At 33.5% G+C, this 18140-nt stretch carries 20 protein-coding genes; 4 read left to right on the forward strand and 16 right to left on the reverse strand.

Annotated elements, in window-relative coordinates:
• Positions 1–88: 88 nt before the first annotated feature.
• From ACOMCU_RS01710 to ACOMCU_RS01770, 13 genes are all read right to left on the reverse strand, one after another.
• Positions 89–529: a hypothetical protein gene (locus ACOMCU_RS01710; protein WP_421049242.1), complete on the reverse strand. Its 441-nt coding sequence runs from the start codon at positions 527–529 to the stop codon at positions 89–91.
• Positions 530–703: 174 nt separating this feature from the next.
• On the reverse strand, positions 704–1882 hold the full coding sequence (locus ACOMCU_RS01715) for an RNA-guided endonuclease InsQ/TnpB family protein (RefSeq protein WP_421049362.1): 1179 nt from the start codon (positions 1880–1882) through the stop codon (positions 704–706).
• A 48-nt stretch (positions 1883–1930) separates the two neighbouring features.
• Entirely contained in the window at positions 1931–2386 is a 456-nt protein-coding gene (locus tag ACOMCU_RS01720; RefSeq protein WP_421049243.1) for a hypothetical protein, read from the reverse strand.
• 25 nt (positions 2387–2411) lie between these two features.
• A complete protein-coding gene (locus tag ACOMCU_RS01725) occupies positions 2412–2816 on the reverse strand; it encodes a hypothetical protein (protein ID WP_421049244.1) in 405 nt (134 codons plus the stop codon).
• A 124-nt stretch (positions 2817–2940) separates the two neighbouring features.
• A complete protein-coding gene (locus ACOMCU_RS01730; RefSeq protein WP_421049245.1) occupies positions 2941–3435 on the reverse strand; it encodes a hypothetical protein in 495 nt (164 codons plus the stop codon).
• Positions 3436–3528: 93 nt separating this feature from the next.
• On the reverse strand, positions 3529–4086 hold the full coding sequence (locus ACOMCU_RS01735) for a hypothetical protein (RefSeq protein WP_421049246.1): 558 nt from the start codon (positions 4084–4086) through the stop codon (positions 3529–3531).
• Positions 4087–4278: 192 nt separating this feature from the next.
• The gene (locus ACOMCU_RS01740; protein ID WP_421049247.1) at positions 4279–4503 is read right to left on the reverse strand and encodes a hypothetical protein; all 225 of its coding nucleotides are present in this window, start codon (positions 4501–4503) and stop codon (positions 4279–4281) included.
• Positions 4504–4783: 280 nt separating this feature from the next.
• Complete coding sequence (locus ACOMCU_RS01745) at positions 4784–5053, reverse strand: hypothetical protein (protein ID WP_421049248.1); 270 nt, start codon at positions 5051–5053, stop codon at positions 4784–4786.
• A 426-nt stretch (positions 5054–5479) separates the two neighbouring features.
• On the reverse strand, positions 5480–5878 hold the full coding sequence (locus ACOMCU_RS01750) for a hypothetical protein (protein ID WP_421049249.1): 399 nt from the start codon (positions 5876–5878) through the stop codon (positions 5480–5482).
• A gap of 105 nt (positions 5879–5983) precedes the next feature.
• Positions 5984–6271, reverse strand: a complete 288-nt coding sequence (locus ACOMCU_RS01755; RefSeq protein ID WP_421049250.1) for a hypothetical protein — start codon at positions 6269–6271, stop codon at positions 5984–5986.
• The gene (locus ACOMCU_RS01760) at positions 6268–6747 is read right to left on the reverse strand and encodes a hypothetical protein (protein WP_421049251.1); all 480 of its coding nucleotides are present in this window, start codon (positions 6745–6747) and stop codon (positions 6268–6270) included. The genes ACOMCU_RS01755 and ACOMCU_RS01760 overlap by 4 nt, the downstream gene beginning before the upstream one ends.
• On the reverse strand, positions 6734–7192 hold the full coding sequence (locus tag ACOMCU_RS01765; RefSeq protein ID WP_421049252.1) for a hypothetical protein: 459 nt from the start codon (positions 7190–7192) through the stop codon (positions 6734–6736). The genes ACOMCU_RS01760 and ACOMCU_RS01765 overlap by 14 nt, the downstream gene beginning before the upstream one ends.
• A 112-nt stretch (positions 7193–7304) precedes the next feature.
• Positions 7305–8471: an S-layer homology domain-containing protein gene (locus ACOMCU_RS01770; protein ID WP_421049253.1), complete on the reverse strand. Its 1167-nt coding sequence runs from the start codon at positions 8469–8471 to the stop codon at positions 7305–7307.
• A gap of 606 nt (positions 8472–9077) precedes the next feature.
• Here ACOMCU_RS01770 and ACOMCU_RS01775 point away from each other — a divergent pair.
• Positions 9078–9728 carry a hypothetical protein gene (locus tag ACOMCU_RS01775; protein ID WP_421049254.1) on the forward strand — a complete coding sequence of 217 codons (651 nt, stop codon included), beginning with the start codon at positions 9078–9080 and terminating at the stop codon, positions 9726–9728.
• Between the two features lie 126 nt (positions 9729–9854).
• Entirely contained in the window at positions 9855–10730 is an 876-nt protein-coding gene (locus ACOMCU_RS01780; RefSeq protein ID WP_421049255.1) for a hypothetical protein, read from the forward strand.
• A gap of 112 nt (positions 10731–10842) precedes the next feature.
• On the opposite strand, the gene ACOMCU_RS01785 is transcribed toward ACOMCU_RS01780, so the two are convergent.
• Positions 10843–13083 carry an ATP-dependent helicase gene (locus ACOMCU_RS01785; RefSeq protein WP_421049256.1) on the reverse strand — a complete coding sequence of 747 codons (2241 nt, stop codon included), beginning with the start codon at positions 13081–13083 and terminating at the stop codon, positions 10843–10845.
• A gap of 294 nt (positions 13084–13377) precedes the next feature.
• Here ACOMCU_RS01785 and ACOMCU_RS01790 point away from each other — a divergent pair, with 294 nt between their 5' ends.
• Positions 13378–13806: a hypothetical protein gene (locus tag ACOMCU_RS01790; protein WP_421049257.1), complete on the forward strand. Its 429-nt coding sequence runs from the start codon at positions 13378–13380 to the stop codon at positions 13804–13806.
• 340 nt (positions 13807–14146) lie between these two features.
• Here ACOMCU_RS01790 and ACOMCU_RS01795 read toward each other — a convergent pair whose 3' ends face one another.
• On the reverse strand, positions 14147–14950 hold the full coding sequence (locus ACOMCU_RS01795; protein WP_421049258.1) for a transglycosylase SLT domain-containing protein: 804 nt from the start codon (positions 14948–14950) through the stop codon (positions 14147–14149).
• Positions 14951–15114: 164 nt separating this feature from the next.
• On the opposite strand from ACOMCU_RS01795, the gene ACOMCU_RS01800 reads away from it, so the two are divergent.
• Entirely contained in the window at positions 15115–15999 is an 885-nt protein-coding gene (locus ACOMCU_RS01800) for a tyrosine-type recombinase/integrase (RefSeq protein ID WP_421049259.1), read from the forward strand.
• 53 nt (positions 16000–16052) lie between these two features.
• On the opposite strand, the gene ACOMCU_RS01805 is transcribed toward ACOMCU_RS01800, so the two are convergent.
• On the reverse strand, positions 16053–18026 hold the full coding sequence (locus ACOMCU_RS01805; protein WP_421049260.1) for an ATP-dependent metallopeptidase FtsH/Yme1/Tma family protein: 1974 nt from the start codon (positions 18024–18026) through the stop codon (positions 16053–16055).
• Positions 18027–18140 lie beyond the last annotated feature (114 nt).

The raw sequence follows: 18140 nt of genomic DNA on the forward strand, positions 1-18140 counted from the left end.
TCAATCTATTCAATTAACTTGAAATCAATGACGTATAATCTATATTATTGAAAATACTTGTATAATAAAAGGCGGTTAAAACCGCCCTTTACTCAAGAATATATAGATTTTTTACATCTACACTTTTATAACGAATGCCTGAATAAATATTTTCGATCAAAGCTGATTCTCTTACGCCCGAACGATTAATTTGAACAATAACATACTCCACTGGCGTTTTATCTTCTCGCATTGATGGAATATCATGACGACCATTTACGCCTACAATAACACCCTTTCGCTTAATACGATCATTTGCAGCAACATCTGCTTTAAATTTTGACACGATTAAATAGGCATCATTTTGCCAATAAGTAAAAGGATTATCTTCCTTTACAAAATTCAAAATTTCTTCTAATGTTTCAAACACGCCATCATCGAATGCTTGAGGAAAAAATAGCAATTCTTTTTTCTCTTCATCGTAACCTGCATAATACATAATTTGTCCGTTAATCACCGTTTGAATGTAATAACCTAGTTTGCTCGACATATTTACTCCGTTACAGAAAACTTATAAAAAGTTACAAAACCTTTACGTTTCATTACTTCTTCAACGTGTCTGTTTTCGTCACACTTCTCACTACTCACATTTGCTATGACACTCCAAAGTCTTAAATTCCCGACTAACGAATCGGTACACATCTACACATTCTTGTTAAGTGAATTATGCAGATTGCAAAACACGTTCTCCATACTGCTTCAAATTGATTGCAGCCTGATAATCTCTATCGATATAATTGCCACAATGACATTGATAGAGGCGATCCGATAACTTCAAGTCTTTCTTGATGTCACCACAACTACTACATAATTTAGAAGAAGGAAACCATCGATCCGCTAAAATAAACGGTATGTGATTCCAATTCGATTTATACTCCAATTGTCGTCTAAATTCATAAAATAATTGTTGTTGGATTGCTTTAGATAGATGTTTATTTTTCATCATACCGCTTACATTCAAATCTTCTAAGACAATAAACTTTGGTTTTCGGTTTACAATTGTAGAAGTAACTTGATGCAAATAGTTGTGACGAATATTCGTTAGTTTTCGTGAAACTTTTAACAGGTGTTTTTCACTTTTGATAAGGTTACGTGTTTTCTTGTAACGTCCTCCCTCCATATTATATTGGTATTTTTTTGATACCTTACGCTGTAACCTGCGTTTTTTCTTTTCTAGTTTTCTTACTTTACTAGATTTATTGATATTTTTATAAACCATATGGTCACTCACTACCGCTAATTCCTTTAAGCCTAGATCAATCCCTACGCCTTCTGATTGCAACGGAGTATCCTTTGAAGCCGATTCAACGCTTACGGACACCCACCAATTTAAACCGTCAAATGTAATGCGTGGATTCATGTATTTAACAGGTTCATCAAAGGGTATGCGATGCTTTTCAGCTAATCGAATCCAGTTCAATTGCTGCTTATTCTTCTTTTTACTGGATGAAAACCCCTCCACTTTAACATGCGTAGCAGAAAATTTTATTTTCTCATTGTCTTGATAAAAACTAGGCGTTGATTTTCTCCTGCTTTTAAATCTAGGGTACTTAGCTAATCCTTTAAAGAAACGCTTATAAGAGCTACAAGCATCTTTAATCGCTTGTTTTGTTACATTGTTACTTATTTCATGTAACCATTCATAACCGTCCATCTTCTTCAATTGCGTAAATGCTTTTCTTAACTCGCTATCGGAAATAAATTTACCTCCATTCTTATAATTTTCTTGCTGTTTAGCAATTGTCCAGTTATAAGCAAATCTTGACGTATTGGCATACTGAAACAACTTCGTTCGCTGTCGATTATTTGGTTTCAGCATCGCTTTTATTGACTTTACCTTGATTGCTTACCGCACTCCTTCCATTTACTTCCATTTTAAGCTGTTACTCCCCTATTCTTCTACAATTTCGACACCTATACTTTCTAGGTAGTCGATTAGTTTTAAAATCTTTACCTGATTAAATGATTGACGTGCAATTTTCATTAATACATCGCCATTTTCTGAACGCAATTCAACATAAAGATATTTCGGGTTAATTGAATTGCCTAGTAAACGTTTGGTAGTAAACATTGCAGAATGAATGTCTTTCATGTCAACCACTTTACTGTTACCATTCAACATTTTTGCTGTAATTTCCTTTTCAGAAACATCTAAAAATTGTTTACGCATTTTCATCATAGAGGAAATCGCTACAATAATACAGAACACTCCGCAACCTAGCATTATATTTCCAATTAATGCAATATCTGTGCCGAAATGTAGTGATCCGCCAAATAGAAAAATTAGACTGCCTATAATCATTAGCGTTAAATGCGGTGTTGTATTACGTTCAATTTTCATATTCATTTCAAGTACCTACTTTCTAATTTTTTCATATATTTAAAGATAATTCAATACTTTCATAATATATTTGTAAAATATATTTGACGAAATCAAGCTGTTTATAATTCACTCGATCTCCAAAGTCGATAAATTCTACAGAAATATATTCTTGCAAAAAAGATGTTGTGAAAAGCATCTTTAAATTTAATGATTCATTTTCTACTAGAATAGATTCTCGTAATGGAGCATTATGAATGGACGTTTTTCCATATGAACGAACTGAAAAATTCTTTTCTTCAGCAGCTGCTTCAAAATTTATTAGTAATTTTTTTTGCTGTTCATCTGTAATTGCATTAGTAATGTAATTTCGATCAATTGATGGATGAATAGTCATCAAATATTCTTCAACGATTTCTACCCCAACAGAGCAATTAGTACGAATTTCTAAACTCATTAATCTTACCTCCTATCTGAAAAATGTATATTTCATCATAATCAATAGCCTTTTTTGATATTCCAAAAAAAGTGCTCTATACAGCAAAAAAAGCCGCCCCTTATAACAGGACAGCTTCTCATATTTAGTTTTGAACTAATTTATCAGAACCATATTCTTGAGTAAATAATGCTACATGTTCATAACGCTTTTGTTTAGTTCGATCTGATGATAAATATAGCACATAGCTTACTTTACGCTTCCGATTAAAGTAATCCAACTCAGGCTCTTTATCAAAAGTGTTTTGTCCAAAGGCTTTAATAGCTGATTTAATAGCAATCGATGTAAAATCCTGCACCTGCTGCTTTGTAAATGGCTTTCCATTTGGAGAGATTTTGTGTGAAATTATAGTGCCATCAACAATCATCTTTATAGCCGTTAATTTCTCCATATTTATTTGAACTTCTTCATTAAAACGGAATGGACGTGAAGGTTTCTTTTTAAAATCAATAACTTTTTGTAAATCACTACACTTGCTAAAATGAAGATACATATCAACCTGACACATATTGTCAGTATTTTTCATTTTTAAAATTGCTAATTCCCTTTTGGCTTTTTTAACCTTTTGACGCAAATTCAAAAACGCCACCCCCTAAAATAGTATGTTGTACACTATCCCTTGAGATGACGAATTATTCGTTCCTGTAATAAAAAATCCTTTTAATAAACCCTCTTAGACAGCTGGCTGCATTTGTTCATACAATAATTGCTCAATAGCTTCTTCAACACTAGCCCCACCTACACGCAACGCCTTAACCTTATAATAATCTACATTCAATTCAACACATGCTTTAAATATAGATGAATACGTTTTACCATGTACCTTAATAGGGATACTTTTCCCTGAATTAAATGTATTTTCACAACTAAGAACAGCAGATTTTATATCACCTAGCAAAAGATACTGCTTTCTCAATTCTGAAATAGATACATTGTAAATTTTGGCTAGTTCGACAATATTATTGTAGCTCGTTTTATCATAATTGACTGGATAAAAACTTACTTCTTTTGCATAAAGCCACAATAAGTTATGTCGCTGTAAAAAATAAAAATAATCTTTAACAGAAATGTCTAGCCCATAGATCTCCTTTTCTATTGCTGAAAAACTCAGCCCTAGCACTTTTGTTTGTTCTTTAATAAACTTTATACTTGAATTGGATTTAAAATACCCATCATCCAAACCCATCTGTATCTTATCATGGACAGCTCTCGTTAAATTGTGCATTTGCATAACATACCAGCCTCCTATTTTCTTATTTTTTCCTTATTATTTTACGTAGATAAAATATTTTTATAACAAAGAAAGCCATGTGCTAACTAACTACACATGACCTTAAAATAATTTTAAATTCGGGCATTCCCTATAAACGGTTGAATGCACATGATTTTTACTTCTATCTAAATAGTTTGTTCGAATTGTCCCTTACATAATTTCATGAATTGCTTTATTAAAAAGCTTTTTCATTTCTTCTTTATCTGCTTTTATCCACTCTCCGTAAGAAAAACCACAATCTCTACAATGATAATCTGCGTACCAATAACCCTTCTTACTATTAATTCCTTCAGAACAACAAGATAAATTGACATCTCTTTTATGCTTACAAAGGAATTGTTTCAATCTTTTCGAAAAGCTTATTTTTATTTTCAAAACAATTTCCCCTTTATTGCTCAATTTTGTTCTTATAATGCTCACAATGTTAGTTGGTTAATCTTTGTATTTAACCATACCTTCGCAAAATCTGCTGTCAGGATGCGAAAGCCTACACCATGCATAACCATCTTCATAATATGGATGTCCTAAATCTAATTTCGTTAGTTTCCAATCTGGACTTTTACACACTTATTACGTGCTGCTTTTTCTACAAACTGCCACAATTCTTTACCTGTCATGTTTGTAACTCCTTTACTCAATGAGTTTGACGAACTGCTTAGTGCAATTCGATTAGTTCAATTTTTCGTGCACGAATTGCTACATTTCCTTTGCATTTTTGGACCGCTTCAATTGCTGATTTTTCGTTGCTTGCCAGCACTCTCATCCGATAATTCGCTCTTAATGGGGGAATAGTGTACTCTACATTGTACGTGTTAGGTTTATATTTTTTTAAACAGTCTAAACACATTAAATTAGCTATTTCATCACTTCTGTGCTTATCTCTACTAAGATGTACAACTGTTCCGCAATCGCATTTGTAAAACATTTTAAACTCCCCTTTCATTCCTACGCAATTGTGTTTAATTATTTACTAAGTAAATTTGAACGGAATGCGAATTAAGAACGTGATAAAATTAGAGCTATTATAATGGCAATTACCGACATAGCAAGACTGATATACATAAAAATCTCTTGCACTTTTTGTTTTACCCATTCATCTCTATTCATAAAAAACCCTTTCTTTTACTGGACATTTTGGTTCAACCACTTATTTTTTCAAAGTGCCCAATTATTTTATTTTGAAATATTGTCGGAAATGACAAAACTAATAAACATAATTAAAGCACCTATAAGTGTTCCAACTACGAAACCTTGTAAAAATGCCATAAGAACCTCCTAAAAATTACTTCACATTATGTTGCAAATACTTGTAAATACAATCATTACATTCCACAGCTAATTACGAATAGCCTTAAATTTGAGAGCAAGCCAGCATCATTACGTATGGCTCTTTTAATAAGTTTTCAAGAAGATCCTGTCGCCCCACCCCTGCATATATGCATGACAACAAAAGTTCTTCCTTTTCGGCAAAATCAATCGCTAATGAAAGTTCTACTGCATTTCCCTCGTCAAACTTCGAAATCACATTGCCATAAAGAACCTTCTTCTTATAAGTAATAAAGTAGTGCGTGTCGTTTGATTTTAGCTTTAGCTTACATTCGCTATCATCAATTTCAATACGATCTCGCAATTCTTTAGGGAATTTATGTTTTTTTAAATTGCCTTCCTTATATCCTGATGACTTTTTTACTTCTGATACTAGCGTTTCAGAAATTTCCTTCATTCGTTCCGCAATTAAATCAAATTTCATTAATATCACCTCTTATCGAAAAGCTATGCAACGAACCTACTAAACTTTCCAAAAAAGATGTCGGACCAAAAAAAACTACCGAATAATCGGCAGTTTCTCTAAATGTTATTTAGCATACATTATAAATGTCATAAGGGCATATCTTTGTCTTTCTGTTAATCCATATGCATAATGCATAATTGCTAAATTCATTTCTTCATAGTTCCTATCTGTTCTCTTGCCATCAGCATAAATGTTACGTGCCAACTCTTTCAACGGTTCATCGCCTAAGTATTCTAAGACGCCCCGAAAATCAACAAATGGAGTCTTATTTGTGCTGTTATATGAATCTCCTGACGGCATCCTCAATTCCCTATCTAATCTAGCCTCAATCATTTCTTCTGCATAACTCATATAAAAATCTCCCTTCTAAAATTGACTGGCTTTACAATTAGCTCATAGTACAAATCCTCTTCTTTCTCAAACGGCATCACATCGATAATGTCAAACACTGTATCTGCAACAACTACTTCTTCTTCATTTGGATATAAGCTATCCAATAATACATCATTAATCGACACACCACACCCATCTTCTAGAATCAAAATAGAAGGCACATAATCACCTCCTACACTTAAAGCAAAGTTATCTGCAAATGTGTACGCAATATCCTTGTTAAATGTCCATGATGACAAGCCCTTCCTTACATATTGACCATTTATAATGTCCGATTTGAGAACTGCTGCTCCACGATATAACATTAAAAATCTTTCTGAATGAGCATCTACCCACCCTTCCAACAAAACAGAGAATTCATTCGTCAACTGATACCGCTTGAGCATCCTTTTAGTTTCTACTAATGATACTTCAACTATTTCAAGAGGCAACATAAGGCATCGAACACTCCTTTATAATTTCGAATCGTATATTTTCAACTAACATTTGCTGTTCCAATTCCTGCTCAGACAACTCTACAAATACGTAGAAGTATTCCAATGGCAATAGCTTTTGCAAATACCAATGTTCTTTTGTAAACATTGCATCTACCACATAATCCTGAATTTCTTCAGGTTTAAGTAAGTAGCTTAAATCCATTTGTTCCTTATTAAATAAATAAACTCTTAAATACATTCCTTTTATTGAATGATAAAAATCCTTTACATAATTCCGATAGAGTACTTGTGAACCCTTGATCGCTCCTTGTATTGTGCTACTCAAGCAAATTCGTGGTATCACATCATCTTCGAAAAGTATTCGTTCTGATGGAATACGAGGAATGAAACTAGATACCACTGATTCGCTGATATGCTGCACATGAAATAATTGTCCACTCATAATTGGACCTCCTTTTTCATAAAATCTTTTATAAAATACGTGAGGTATTGAACGTTTATAACCAAATAAAAAAAATGCCCTGATCTAAAAGATCAAAGCATTTCATTTACTACTACTTGAGTGTGTATGTCGTTTCATTTGTATTTCGTGCATTTGATATAAAATCATCAATGGCAATTTTCATTCCATTATAATGCAATGTTAAAGCCACTTCTGATGAATTCGTTACATCTCCTGCCACTAGAATTGGTGAAATCCCCTGTGTTACTTCAAAGCCTTCTGTTTTCGATTTTTCTTGAATGGCTAAAAATGCTCCTTTTTCTAATAGAGCCGCATCTACATCATAATTTGTTTTCATAACAGCTAAGGAAGTAGCTAAAGCTGAATTTCCTGATGTCCCTCCATAAAAAATAACACCTACTGGAATTTTCTTATGGATTGACGGAATTGCTTCATAACTTGTTGCCTCTTCATTTGTAACCACAACATATTCAAGTTTTTTTACTTTTAATTGTTGTAAATTTGCAACTAATTCCCCTACATCAGATTCTAATCCTGAATTAATCAAAAATGCATTCTTATCAGTACGGACTAAAACAGCTTCAGAATTTTTCATCTTAATTAGTTTTAATTCTGCACCTTCTACTGCATCAACATCTTTATAGCCCAATGCTCTTGCCAACATTGTTGCTACATGCTGACGAGAAACTTTTTGGTTAGGTTTAAATGTACCATCTCCATAACCATTAATTACCCCTGCACTTGTTAATAAACGAACAGGCTCATACTCTGTTGTCCCAACACGTACATCTTTAAATTCCTGAGTCGGATATTTGCCCACCTCAATTCGATCTTCAAATCCTCTTGCAATAAACGCTGCAATATGACCACGACTAACATTTTCATAGCCTTTTAAAATGTTACCTAGATAACCATTAGCAATACCAGCTTCATAAGCTGATTGAATCACACCTGAATCCTTGTTTACAAAAGTCACATCCTTGAAAATTGTTTTACGTGGTGTATCATCCAATCCTAACGAACGACCAATCATTAATATTACCTGTTGTCGTGTCGCTAAATCATTTGGATTGAATTTATCCACTGATTGTATAACACCTCTCTCTTTCAAATACATGATTTCATTGTAATAGGCATGTGATTTTGACACATCTGAAAAATCATCAGTCGATGCCGCCTTTGCCTCCTGTCCTCCTGTTGCTAACAATGTTCCGACTACTAATGCTGCCGTCATGAAAAGTTGATTTAATCTCTTCATTTCTATATCATCCCTTTCTTATAGTAATACCTTGTATCTTATGTAGGAAAAATGATTTTCATAATTATTAATCTATTACAATTGTTGGACAACACAATAACTTATGAATTTCTGTAACTACAATTTTCTTTCCCCCCTTTTTAAAGTATATCCTAACACATCTTTACCAAAAGTTAGAATCTTAAAAACTAAAATAATTATATTAAGAAAATTATATTTATACTTTAGATTATCAACATATTTTCAAATTTTCATGAATACACTGTTAGCAAAGTGAAACGATAAGCTAGTATATGGTTTCACTTTACCAACAGCATACCGATAAAAATAAAAAAAGATGCTAAAATTAATCAGCACCATTTTTATAGGCTTATCAATACTCCTCTATAAGTTTCGTATAGTTTCCTCCCTTCAGCAACCTTGCGTCCATCTTTAAATTTCTCCACCATTTTATGTTTTCGGTAAGTTTTTCAGAAGTAACCTTTAAAGCTTTCTTTGCAAACTTAACCACCGATATGTTAAATATCATAATAGAACACTTTTTTTAGAATATTGAATAGCTAAATTGACTATAATATATAAATTTTTGAATAATGGAGGTATTTTATGACATTTTTAAAAGGCACTATTGATGGAGCAGCAGTTATTTTACGTAGTGAACAATATAAAATTGAAGAATTTGGAGAACATATTGATAAGGCATATAGCCATGATGAATTCCCTGAATCTGATTTTTTAGCATTTCATTCTAAATTTTTAGACATGATGAAGGATTATATGCTAATCGCCTCAATTAATGTAGCAAAATCAGATTTTACAGCTGATGAAAAAGTTCGCAATGCAAAAGCAAAAGCTACTGCCGAAAGAATGGATTCAAAAAGCAAAATATTAGAACAACAATTCCACTCCAAACGAGAAGAATTAGAGGTCCTTATGGCAAGATTTAATGCGGTTAGCATGACGTTTTCAGTGTTTGTTAAAGAACAAGGGCAATTATTGGGTTCAGCTATACCACGTATAGAAGAAAATCCTGAAATATATCTTCAACGATTAAAAGAAATTCACAATGGCATCATGCTCAATCTGCCTTACACAACAAGTGATAAAAAAGCAAATGGTCAAAATTATCGGGACTTAGTAAATCCACATGCTTTGATCAACACGCTAATTTATCTGTATCCGAACTATACACTGGAATTAGATCATTCATTTGCTGATTTCACTATGCATGACATGGCAATCATTGTTCCCGAATAACACTAAAATCCAATCCCTTAAATGGTGATTGGATTTTCATTTTATATAGAACACTTTTTTCGTTATGAAAACTTTAATGCCGCATAGCATACACCATACTCTAAAAAAGAAAGGTGATTTTTAATTATGAAAATTACATCTACAGGACAAGAAATTTCAAACATCGCTTTAGTAGCAACTAATGCTGCACAATCAGCTAACCAAAATGTCGAGGTTGAACATGATGGAATTTTCATCACTGTAACGCCAAAAACATCGGTTAATGAGTTCTTCGAGCTATTAAAAGTAGCTAAAGAAGAGCAGGAGTTGGCATATCAAGAAGATGTGAAAATTTCAAAAGAAATTCTATTAAATTTATTTATTCAAGTAGCAACTGCTGGTGAAGATCCAATTCAGATCGACACACGATTAGTAAAGCATTTAGAAGCTGCACTATCGCTACATGCCGTTGTGTTAGAAAAAATGGAAGAAATGGTTGATTTCGAAGCTTTAGTAGACGAGTTAGCACTAGTTAATGTTTCAGATGAAGGACTAGGTGAAGAACTTGATGGTTGCCCTCCTGATTGCCCATGCAAAACAGGCGGAGCTTTTGAAAGTTTCGGAGGATCAGGATTTGTAAACATAAACGATTACCCTCCTGGTACGCCAGTCGAACAAATGGTGCTGTCTAAATTGCAAGAAATGGTTGCACAAGGCGTTATCCCTTGTATGCCTGATGGTGTTACTGTTAATCAAATGCCATTTATGTTCCCCCCACCATTTATGACACATCCAAATAATTCAGCTGAACCACTTTCGTTTGAAACAGATGCAAAAGCTGCGTATCAAAAAGCTGCAAATACTCAGGGGCAAAATAAACAGGAGCCGCTATCAGATTTAGCCGAAGAAATGAAGAAAATTCTTCAAACTACTGTACCACAATTTACAGTACATCCTAAATCTATTAAAGCAGCAGCTACTATTGCCAATGCTATGTTCGAGGCTATTAAAGCTTCTAAATAGCAAATTAAAACCTTTTTCTTAACTGAAAAAGGTTTTTTGTTTTGTTATAAACAATCTTTTAAAAAAACATTGCAAATAAAAAAGGCACTGTTTATAAACAATGCCTTCCCCATTAAATATTTTCTAAAATTTTATTACTAACACAATATTCTACTAAGAATGAGCGTAATCCCTTTGTTTCAAATTCAACATCAATTCGTTCTTCAGATAAAGCACGAACTACTCCATCGCCAAATTTCTTATGATGAACTTTTACTCCAACCTCTAAATTTAAGCTTTGCTCCTGCTCCACCATTAAATCTGTCACTTCTACTCGCTTTTCACCTTTAGGCTGATTTGCCGAAATGCGAACTGCCATTTCTCGCTTCTTAATAATTGATTCAACTTCTTTTACAAATTGCGAAGGTTTAGAGCCCATTGTATAACAGCATAAATGCAATGTTTTACGTGCTCTCGTCATCCCTACGTACATTAGTCGGTAAGCTTCGTCCAATGCACCTGCAATTTTACGTTTCGTTGCTGCTTCGATTTCTTGCATTGTTGGTACTTGACCAACTTGTAAATCAATGCAAAACACTGTGTCCCATTCCAAACCTTTACTAGAGTGAAATGTAGAAAGCGTTACCGCATTCTTACCAGCATTTCCTTTAGCGTCACGTATCGCATTTGCTAAATCATCTAGTGTTTCGTAAAAATCAACTAAATTTTCCGAGCTTTCTGCAATCATCTTTATTGTCGATAACACACGTTCTACGCCTTCCATATTCATACCAATAAAATCCACATATTTCTTCATTGCTTCACGATATTGTAATTCTTCTAACACCGTATCAATTGCCTCAACTGGATTCATGTTTTTCAAAGAAGGAAATACCTTTTTGCATTTATTGAAAAACTCAATTTGATATGGCTGAATATCACGTAGATCACATAAAGCTTCCCAAATATTCATCTCTAAATCTTTTGTCGCTAACTCTGTTATATGAGATGGCTTTAAATAGCCTCGGAATCGAGGGCGAATATCCTCAATTAACTTCATATGCTTTACCTTTTCCCCAAAAGCTAAACGAAGGTAATTACGTAGATCCTTCATTACAAAGTGAGAGAAGAAGCGTGCATCCCCTTCTTTTAAATAGAATGGAATTTTATTCTTCATTAACTCAAATGCAACGCCAATTGAAGATGCATTGTTACGATACAAAACAGCTATTTCAGAAAGATCATCCTTCTTTTTAATGTGATTAATCACGAATTTTAATTGGTCACTGTGTTGACCAAAACGATTAACCGCAATTGGATTCCCATCTTCTTTATCTGTAAACATATTTTTGTCGTAACGTTTTTCAACTGCTTTAATGAATGCATTTGCTACGTCCACAATGATTTTTGTGGAGCGATAGTTGTGCTCCATTTTCAAAATAATACCGTTCGGATACTTGTCACCAAAAACAAGTAAATTCTCAACATCGCTGCCTCGGAATTTATAAATTGTTTGATCATCATCTGCAACCATGAATAGATTTTGATGATCTTCAATTAAAATTTCTGCAATAGCGTGCTGAACAAATGAAGTATCCTGTCCTTCATCAATCATAACTACATCAAATTTTGACTTATAATACTCACGAACTTCGTCATTTTCATTTAAAATTCGATAAGCATCTACTAACATGTCATCATAATCTAACATAACTGGATTTTGAGAACGCTTATACTCTTCATAGCGATTATAAACTTCAGCTGCTCCTTCTAAAATTTCCTCAGAACGAGTTTCATCCTCAGCTAATTGCTCAGGTGTTGTTAATAAGTTCTTTACTAATGAAATATAAAGCTTTAATCCTTCACGCACATCTTCAGAAGGATATTCTCCCATTACGTCTTGATAGATTTTTGAAATGATTCGAGTTTTTAAATTAATTTTTTTACCGTTTTGATCTACTTCCTCACTGCCTTCAATCATTTGATATGATTGATTTGTTTTAGACATGTGATAACGATAAATGTCAAAAGCTAAGGAGTGAATTGTAGAAAAGTGAACAATACCATCAGGATGTTGAGGAAATAACTTTTTAAAACGTTTTTGCATATCCACTGCTGCTGCTTTGCTAAACGTCACTGCTAAAATCTTAGATGGATTATAACCTAAAACATCGATCATATATCCAATTTTAGTGATTGTTGTAGTTGTTTTCCCTGTACCTGGTGCAGCTAATAACAACTGCGTACCTTGATGCAATACCGACTGCATCTGAACATCATTTAATTGTACATTGTTTGTTATATACAATCTGTTGAAAAATGCCTTCTCTATTTCTGTTAATTCTCTCGTATTGCTTCTTGCCACTGCTGTCATAAATACTCTCCCTTTCAACTGCCCAAATAAATAAAATCCTTAGTAAATAAAATCTGCTGATCTGCCATAAAAACGATTAGATTTGCTTTTACGTAAAACCACCTTCCTATATTGCAAGCGATGTTGCCCCTTTTTTTATCTATAACCCTTCATTCTACTCAGGTTTTACATAGGATATTCACTTCTAAACATTTAATCTGTTGAATTCATGTCTAAGCTTTATAAACTATTCACTCATTACATAAGCTACATAAACTAGAAATAAAATATTGTTTAAATAAGGAGATGATCGTATTGAAATTAACTAATCACGAAGAAATTGTGACTGCATGGAGAAATGAAGTTATTCCGAAAGCAACAACGAAGTATTCCCCTATTGGCTATCTCGAATCCTTATCGGAGGATCAATTATATGCTAGGCTATTCATAGAACCTTGTGGTGTAATTTCATTCAAGGCTAGTAGTCCTGATATGCTCAAAAAGGGTATCATCAATCTATTTCAAAGCCAACCTAAGCATATGAAGTATTACACTGCTGGCAACGCTCTTTATTTTTATCAAAAAAATATATTAAAAATAGAAGCTATTGATGTCGAGAAGGTAACATCTGAAATGTGGGGATTAATGGATCGCTATCGATTGGTTGCAGATTTTTATTCAAAAGCGACAGAATCTCAAGCAATGCTAGTAAAAATCAAAGCTCATGCCGACATTCATTTATGAGGGCTTTATAGCAAAAGTGATAAATGTGTTGTACTTTGAAAACTATAGTATTTGGATGCTCGATTTTTTAGCTGAATCAGAAAGTGCTCGCCTTATTCAAACCTACAATCCTAAACTCCCTTTATTTGGTCACGTTATTTTGCCGATAGACACGCCTCCAGCGAACTTTTTTGAGCTCTTAGATTCTGAACATCATGAGAGAATGGAAATGGCTAAGAACGAGCTCTTACGATATGAGAGGGTAATAGAGGATTTATGCTACGATGAATTCTTAGAAATTGAAGGGCTACAATAGCCTTTCTTTTTTTCAACAAAAAAGAGCGACATTAGCCGCTCTAAATTACAGTGTTGCCACTGTTTTATTCCATTTGTTTACATAATCAGTTGCCTTACCATATTTACGATACCCATTTAATCCTTTATTATATGAGCTTAATACAGCTTCATCTAATTTTGCACCTGTATACCCTTGAGATTCCCAATGCTCATACAAGTCGGCTAACATATATGTTCCCCAATCGATATTGACATATGGATTTAATGGATCATTTTTCGTTTTAAGTAGGTTTGCTAAATTGGCGTGATTCACCGTATTGATTTGGAAGTAACCGTAATCACTTGTGCTCGATACTGCTTTTGAATTGAAATTACTTTCAACTTTCATAACAGCCATTGTTTTCTTTAAATCCAAATCATATTTTTCAACTTTCTTTTTAAGGTAATCGAAATGTTCTGATGGTAAATTCGATTTAAGCGTTACCACTTCTTGTTGCTTTTTCTCTTTAGCAATACGCTCTTGCTCAGCTTTAACCGCTAATGCACGTTGTTTTTCCTCAGCAATGCGTTTTTCTTCGGCAATACGCTTTTCTTCTGCAATACGCTGCTCTTCTGCAATGCGTTTTTCTTCAGCAATACGCTGCTCTTCTGCATAGCCTAAAGCCGATAAGAGATTATTTTCTGCAATCAGTGTATCTACCTCTTTATAATCTTGAGCCACGACAATCGGCTTGATGTCCTGATTCTTTACTACAACTTCAGATGTTTGACCATTATTAGTTAGGAAAAGTGTAAGTGCTACTACCCCACCTGTGAATGCTGCTCCTAAAATCTTCGGCCTAATTTCCTCACCCTTGTTAAGTTTCATTATAAAATCTTCCTTTCTTCACTGATGTTCAAAAACACACCATTTTCTTATAAATCTTTACATGCTATACAGGTTCACAATTTTATATTCCAAAAAAAATTGTTTTAAACGACTTCACCTAGTACAATATGATTCATATAAGCAGTGACTAAGGAGGGGCTGAAATGTTGTTAGAACAATGTGTGATGTTGTATGAAATGTATTTAGAAACGATGGGAAAGAGTGAAAGCACATTAAGAAATTATCATGTAGACGGTATGCAGTTTCTGAAGTTTGCTAGAGAACTTTTTGAGAGGACTTTTGATATTACTGAAGATACTGACGCATTTTATGCACTTTGTATTAACTACACAACCCATCTAAATCACTCATTTAAAGCTAATACTGCCAATCGAAAACGCTCAAATTTGCGTTCGTTTATTAAGTATTTATATTTTAGAAATTGGATTGAAAAAGACTTTAGCGATGACTTACTTCATTTAGATAGAGAATTTAAAGATATTAATATGATTTCTGAAAAAACAGTTGAGAAAGTAGAGGAAATGTTATACAAAGATTTACTCTGCACTTCTGATACCATTCAAAAATTAAAGCATTTCAGAAATTACTTAATCTTGCTCATATTTAAAGAGTTTGGTATTAAAACTTCGGATATTTTAGAATTGACCTGGGGGCATATTCAAGAAAAGGACAACGTTTGCTACATCTACACACCTAGCAAACAAAGATTACTATGTACACCTGAACTTCACAAAGTCATTATGGAATATAGAGCATGTTATTATGAACGATTTAAAAAAATAGAACGTTATCCATTATGGACCAATTCTAATTTATCCGAACCAAATGCCATTGAAGGAAAAGTGCTGGAAAGGCTTTTTGCAAAATTGTCATGCAAATTTGACAAAAAAATAACACCAATGTCTTACCGTTATCGCCACATTCACAAAATTGATCAAGTAAAGAAGTCAGTATCAGATAAAGCTGCCATCGTAGGCTATTCACAATCCTCAGTTTATATTGAAAAACGTAATCGCATTAAAACATAGCAAGAAAGGCGTATCCTATTGATAGTCAATAAGATAAGCCTGCTTTGTATTTATTATATTGTTAAAGCTACATCTCTTTCTTTATCATGAGCTTCAAAAATAGCTGTTAATTCACTTTCTACTAATGTTTCCTTTTCCATCAGCTCATTCGCTACTTTTTCAAGCAGCTCATATTCATCAGTGATCAATTTTAATGCATCATAATATAAGCTACGTGCCATTAATTTTGCTTCTTTTAACAATGTAGGATTTTTAAAATCTACACCCATCATTTTTGCATTAAGCATACCAATTGAACTACTAACACCTCCAATTATCATCATTTGCATAATTGTTTGTGTTGCCTGTTCAATATCAGAAGTTGCTCCAAATGTATAATCGAATCCTTTTAATAGATCATACTCTTCATTTTCTACAGTATACCTTGCTAGAGCATCTTTAACTTTTACATATCCATTGAAATGAATTTGTTCAGCCGCTCGTCCTGCGTATGACACTCGAATGTCATTTTTATAATCTTCGATTGTTTTAAAACCTTCTTCTTTTGGAATTCTCAGTGCATAACCACCAGCACCACTTGTATTTGAAATGATTGTTGCCTTCACAACATCGTCCTCTGTTAAACGTTTTGCAGCGATAACATGTCCTGCTTCATGCATAGCCACCATACGAATATCCTTCTCGCTATGCTTCTTCGTTTTTCGTTGCAAGCCATTCATCAAAATGTTGTTATAAGCAATATCTAAATCTTCATTTGTAATTACCTCACTTTTATTATTTGCCGCATTAATAGCTGCTTCATTTAAAAGTGTAGCTAAATACGCCCCCGACATTGAAATTGTCATTTTAGCGTAATGTTTTAAATCGACATCATTTGCAATTTGCTTATTTCGAGCATGTATTTTCAGAATCTCAAATCGCTCGGTGAAATTAGGTAAAGCAAATGCAATTTTTTTATCGAAACGACCAGGACGAATAACTGCCTTATCTAATGAATCTACAAAGTTTGTAGCCGCTAATACGATAATTCCTTCATCAGCTACGAATCCATCCATTTCGTCCAATAAAGCGTTTATCGTTTGACGGTTTTCAGAACCTGAAGAGCTACCATTTCGATCTCCAGCTACAGCATCAAATTCATCAATAAAGATAATGCATTTTTGATACTTACGAGCTTCCTCAAATACTTGTCGTACACGTTTTGCACCTACCCCAACAAATTCCTGAACAAAATCTGAACCACTGATCGGAATAAATGCTACGTTTGCTTCAGCAGCCACTGCTTTAGCCATCATTGTTTTCCCTGTTCCTGGTGGTCCTGATAATAAGATACCCTTTGGAAGCTTAGCTCCTACCTTTTCGTAATATGTTGGATCTTTTAAGAAATTAACTGTGAATTGTAAAACTTCCTTCACTTCTTCGTTTCCTGCAATATCTTTAAATTTAGGCAAATTAACGACTTCATCAGGCTCAATAACCATTAATTCTAAACTTGTATTTGGAATTCCAAATAAGCCTCCTTTTTTCTGCTTGCTTTTTTTTACCTGCGTATTATCACTATTCTTTTGATTCTCAGAGGCTGCCGTTACTTTACCCCCTTTTTTGCGAGTAGACTTTCGACTATTACGCTCTTCTTGAAGAATCATAATTGCTCGAATTATCAAGTAAAATGCAAGCACGAATACAATTAGTGAAAACAAGGAAGCCATTTCAGCATAGGATTGCTTTGGCAGCACTTGTTCAACCTTTATATCGTACATTAGAATACGTTCTAATAAATCTTCCGACTTAGGATTAATCGTATAATACTTTTTATCTTTTTTATCTTCAAAGTAGATTTTACTATAAGTGTCATTATAGATGACGGTTTCAACCTTTTTATCTTCCATCATTTCTAAAAATTCCTTATAACTTTCTTCCTTACCACCATAATCGCTTAAAGTTGCTAAAACTAGCGTCATAACGATTAAAGGAAATAGCATTTTAGCAGCCATTGCATCCTTCAACCTTTCATACACTTCTTTCATAAAGCTTCCCCCTACAATCCTTTTTATTTAATATTTCAATATACTCATTTCAATAACCATTTAATCGATATTTCATTGGAAAACATGTTCTATACCTAAAAAAATGTAAAAAAA

Origin of the sequence: Lysinibacillus sp. UGB7 (assembly GCF_049058285.1) — a bacterium.
Taxonomy (GTDB): Bacteria; Bacillota; Bacilli; order Bacillales_A; family Planococcaceae; genus Lysinibacillus; species Lysinibacillus sphaericus_B.

Excerpts from the sequence above, each read along its gene's own strand:
- ACOMCU_RS01720 (WP_421049243.1), bottom strand. The coding sequence starts at position 2,386 with ATGAATATGAAAATTGAACGTAATACAACACCGCATTTAACGCTAATG.
- ACOMCU_RS01745 (WP_421049248.1), bottom strand. The coding sequence starts at position 5,053 with ATGTTTTACAAATGCGATTGCGGAACAGTTGTACATCTTAGTAGAGAT.
- ACOMCU_RS01785 (WP_421049256.1), bottom strand. The coding sequence starts at position 13,083 with ATGACAGCAGTGGCAAGAAGCAATACGAGAGAATTAACAGAAATAGAG.
- ACOMCU_RS01710 (WP_421049242.1), bottom strand. The coding sequence starts at position 529 with ATGTCGAGCAAACTAGGTTATTACATTCAAACGGTGATTAACGGACAA.
- ACOMCU_RS01755 (WP_421049250.1), bottom strand. The coding sequence starts at position 6,271 with ATGAGTTATGCAGAAGAAATGATTGAGGCTAGATTAGATAGGGAATTG.
- ACOMCU_RS01805 (WP_421049260.1), bottom strand. The coding sequence starts at position 18,026 with ATGAAAGAAGTGTATGAAAGGTTGAAGGATGCAATGGCTGCTAAAATG.
- ACOMCU_RS01765 (WP_421049252.1), bottom strand. The coding sequence starts at position 7,192 with ATGAGTGGACAATTATTTCATGTGCAGCATATCAGCGAATCAGTGGTA.
- ACOMCU_RS01775 (WP_421049254.1), top strand. The coding sequence starts at position 9,078 with ATGACATTTTTAAAAGGCACTATTGATGGAGCAGCAGTTATTTTACGT.
- ACOMCU_RS01795 (WP_421049258.1), bottom strand. The coding sequence starts at position 14,950 with ATGAAACTTAACAAGGGTGAGGAAATTAGGCCGAAGATTTTAGGAGCA.
- ACOMCU_RS01760 (WP_421049251.1), bottom strand. The coding sequence starts at position 6,747 with ATGTTGCCTCTTGAAATAGTTGAAGTATCATTAGTAGAAACTAAAAGG.
- ACOMCU_RS01750 (WP_421049249.1), bottom strand. The coding sequence starts at position 5,878 with ATGAAATTTGATTTAATTGCGGAACGAATGAAGGAAATTTCTGAAACG.
- ACOMCU_RS01770 (WP_421049253.1), bottom strand. The coding sequence starts at position 8,471 with ATGAAGAGATTAAATCAACTTTTCATGACGGCAGCATTAGTAGTCGGA.
- ACOMCU_RS01735 (WP_421049246.1), bottom strand. The coding sequence starts at position 4,086 with ATGCAAATGCACAATTTAACGAGAGCTGTCCATGATAAGATACAGATG.
- ACOMCU_RS01780 (WP_421049255.1), top strand. The coding sequence starts at position 9,855 with ATGAAAATTACATCTACAGGACAAGAAATTTCAAACATCGCTTTAGTA.
- ACOMCU_RS01800 (WP_421049259.1), top strand. The coding sequence starts at position 15,115 with ATGTTGTTAGAACAATGTGTGATGTTGTATGAAATGTATTTAGAAACG.
- ACOMCU_RS01725 (WP_421049244.1), bottom strand. The coding sequence starts at position 2,816 with ATGAGTTTAGAAATTCGTACTAATTGCTCTGTTGGGGTAGAAATCGTT.